The following is a 2,952-nucleotide window of genomic DNA, read 5'->3' on the forward strand; positions in this document are numbered from 1 at the left end:
TCCAAGCCAACCACACGCTGTTGACCTGCGACCATTCAGGATGAAAGAAGTTCACTCGAGTACCGTAATCGAACGAGCCTTTCGGTGATCTCGCTCGACCTGTAGGACGTGGTCTTCCCGGTAAAGATTTCTGTTGCCCTGTCGGGCCGTCGGCTGCAAGTATCCGCGACTCACCCACTGACGGATGCACGCGGCTTGGACTCCGGCGACGGCCGCCGCCTCGGCCGTAGTCAGGAGACGCTGCTGCACAATTCGTTCGTGAGCTTTCAGTTCCGCGATGCACCTGCGACTAATTCTAGGCACTTAGCATTTCCCTTCCCCGAGCAGAGAAAACAGGTTGAGCTTCACTCCGGAAGTTCGGGCTTGGTCAAGGATTTGCCAATCCTGGCGAGTTGACAGGCCATGAAGCGGAACACGAGGAACAGGCCACAACATCTCCGGGGGTCTCCATGAGTGATTTGAGATCGCAGGCAGGGCAAGGGTCAGCCAAGCGACGGGGAGGCTCGTCCTGCCCTAACAGCCGCTGCGATCGTACATACACCGTCCATACCCTGTCGGCGTGAAGGCCATCTGTGGAGGTTTGAAGGCATGAACGAAGATTTTCCAAGAGCATCGTGCACAGTCGCTGCAAGAGCGGGCCGGGGCGCACGGCGCCAAGCGGTAGAGCGTACGCACACGCGTCTTCAGCCCAGGCCCGCAATACGTCCAGGCATGTATCTGCCTGGACAAGAAGCGATAGGCGGATAGGCGCTGGGATTTCCCGGAACCTCCAAGCTGCACGCCTGGCAGGCTCTTCCGGGAGACGCTGCCGTGCACCGCGCGCAAGTTCAAGGTGAAGTTGCACATACACCTTGGGGAGCTCGCGTAGCGCCCTCTGTGTCCGTGCCAGGCATAACTCGCATGCCTGTATGCCTAGCGACCTTGTCAACACTGCTTTGCAAATGAGACAGTCCTGCTCCGATCCCATATGGCCCCCCTGCATTGATGCGGTTGCAACTTGGTGGCAGCTCAGTCGCAGATAGGATCTACACTTAGGCGCTGTGTGAGGTTGTGATCAATCTGGCGTCTTCAGGAGGTTGTTGGCCCAGAGCGTCGAGGTCCGCAGGTGGGGCATGCCAGGTGGCTCTCGGGTGTTTTGTCGTAGCGGGTTGCTATGCCCCGCCAGGCTTTGAGTTTGTTGATCAGACGCCTGATGGTGTTGCGTTCCTTGTAGAGTTTGGCGTCGTGTCCAACGGGGCGGCCGCCCCAGCTGCCTTTCCCCTTGCGGTTGGCAACTGGGTCTCTCTTCTGCGGAATAACCGTTAAATACGTTGTTTCCGCAGGTAGGCGCAGTTGCCGCAGCGCGAGTACGCCTCATCCTCGGCGACCACGTCCGGGTCGATGCGCGGACGGCTGACCGGCACGCGGACCCACACCTTCTTTAACAGGGCGACGCACTGCGGGCTCTCCGCAGCCTGTCCCACCGTCAGCACCAAGGCCAACGGGCAGCACTTGCGGTCTGCGGCGAAATGAATTTCACTGGCCAGCCCACCGCGGGACCTGCCAAGCAGGGCCGCCTTCAGCCGGATTTCTTTCGCCATGACTCTCGCATCCTGAGCCGACATAAAGCCGAGAATCACCCTGATGGATTGCCGAGGATTTCCATTTCAGTTTCCCTGTCTGCCCGGCCCGCCTGTAAATCAGACCGGGCAGACCTTCCCTGACGGGTGGCCGAGGCCGGAATGCCACCGCAAGGAAGCTACAGGAAAGGGGGCTTGATACTTGAAACTGGAAGCGCGACATGAGTTGAATCGGGAGTCGGGCCCCTGGTCGCCTTCAGGGCAACTCATCGAAAGGAGCCCCTGACACGCACCTCCCCGGTTCTGCTCACATGGACATTCCACCGAGATTGGTCATTTTGAACACGGGCGCAGCGGTATGGAATCGGGCGCCTCGGGAGACATCGACCAAATTTTCCATACGGCAGAGCGCCTGTGAAGCTCAAAGCATTTTGGATCATGAGGTGTTGGAGATCTCAAGGGCAACCTGATCGAGCCTTGATGCCGCGTGAACGCCCTGGCGGTAAAGCGCTTGCCTGGGAACGTATCATGTGGATCACGTCCCAGCCTACGGGTACATCCCTCCCTTTCGGCTCCATCCCAATACACCCCAGGCGTAAATACCTGCAGGGAACTCATCGAGATAAGCACGGAAGCTGCCACCTATTGCTGCCCCAGCCAGTTGCCCCTACTGCGCGCCATAGGCGAGTAACGAGGTGTTTACCGGCACGAGGTAGCAGAAGAGTCGTTTGTCAGCACAATCCCGCCTCCGCTACGTCCTAGCAGTCCCCATGAAGAGTTGCCTGCAGACCATCGTCAGAACCGCAATCTCTGCTGTCCACCAGCGCCCACACTGGGGTGATGCTTCTGTGAATACTCATAGTCATGACACCGGTCACCACTCTCGCCTTGAGGCAGATTTGGCATATGCCAATCGTTGTGCCCTCCTGGAGGCGTCGTCAAGTTGTTGGTGCGGTTGGTGTGTTGGGGCGTGGTGAGAGTGCGGTGAGCCTTTTCAGTGGTTGCTGTCGAGGGTGGTGGCGGCTCGGGCTGCAGATGTCGGCCAGTTGGGGCTGCAGTGGGTGTAGTGGAAGGTCCGCCGGGTCTTGACGTGCAACGCCGTGTTCGACCGGATACCCCGGATACCCCGGATGCCGGAGCCGGGCGTGGGCGTTGTTCAGCGAGCGTTGCCGGATGGTGAGTTCGTGGCGGGGCCGGCGGCGATGGGGAACGGCGAAGGTGCCGCCCGCGCCCAGGTAGCCGAGCCGGCCAGGGCCGGGATGCGGAGGCGGGTGCAGGTGGTCACGATCGGGTGGGTGCGGGCCGCGCGCACGTGGTGGGCCCGGCCGGGCAGGACCGGTGAGACCCACAGCAGTCGGCCCGCGGGATCGGTGATGACCTGCAGGTTCACTCC

At 60.6% G+C, this 2,952-nt stretch carries 1 protein-coding gene and 2 pseudogenes; all 3 read right to left on the minus strand.

Annotated features, from left to right (window positions below):
* Positions 1-51 precede the first annotated feature (51 nt).
* Positions 52-303 (minus strand): MerR family transcriptional regulator, encoded by a 252-nt coding sequence (locus ACFWZ5_RS45955; RefSeq protein ID WP_384893206.1) that lies wholly within the window; start codon positions 301-303, stop codon positions 52-54.
* 751 nt (positions 304-1,054) lie between these two features.
* A pseudogene (locus ACFWZ5_RS45960) lies at positions 1,055-1,574 on the minus strand (IS5/IS1182 family transposase); the annotation flags it as partial.
* A 1,141-nt stretch (positions 1,575-2,715) separates the two neighbouring features.
* Positions 2,716-2,952, minus strand: a pseudogene (locus ACFWZ5_RS45965) (hypothetical protein); the annotation flags it as partial.

It is taken from the genome of Streptomyces sp. NPDC059003, assembly GCF_042740445.1.
Classification (GTDB): Bacteria; Actinomycetota; Actinomycetes; order Streptomycetales; family Streptomycetaceae; genus Streptomyces.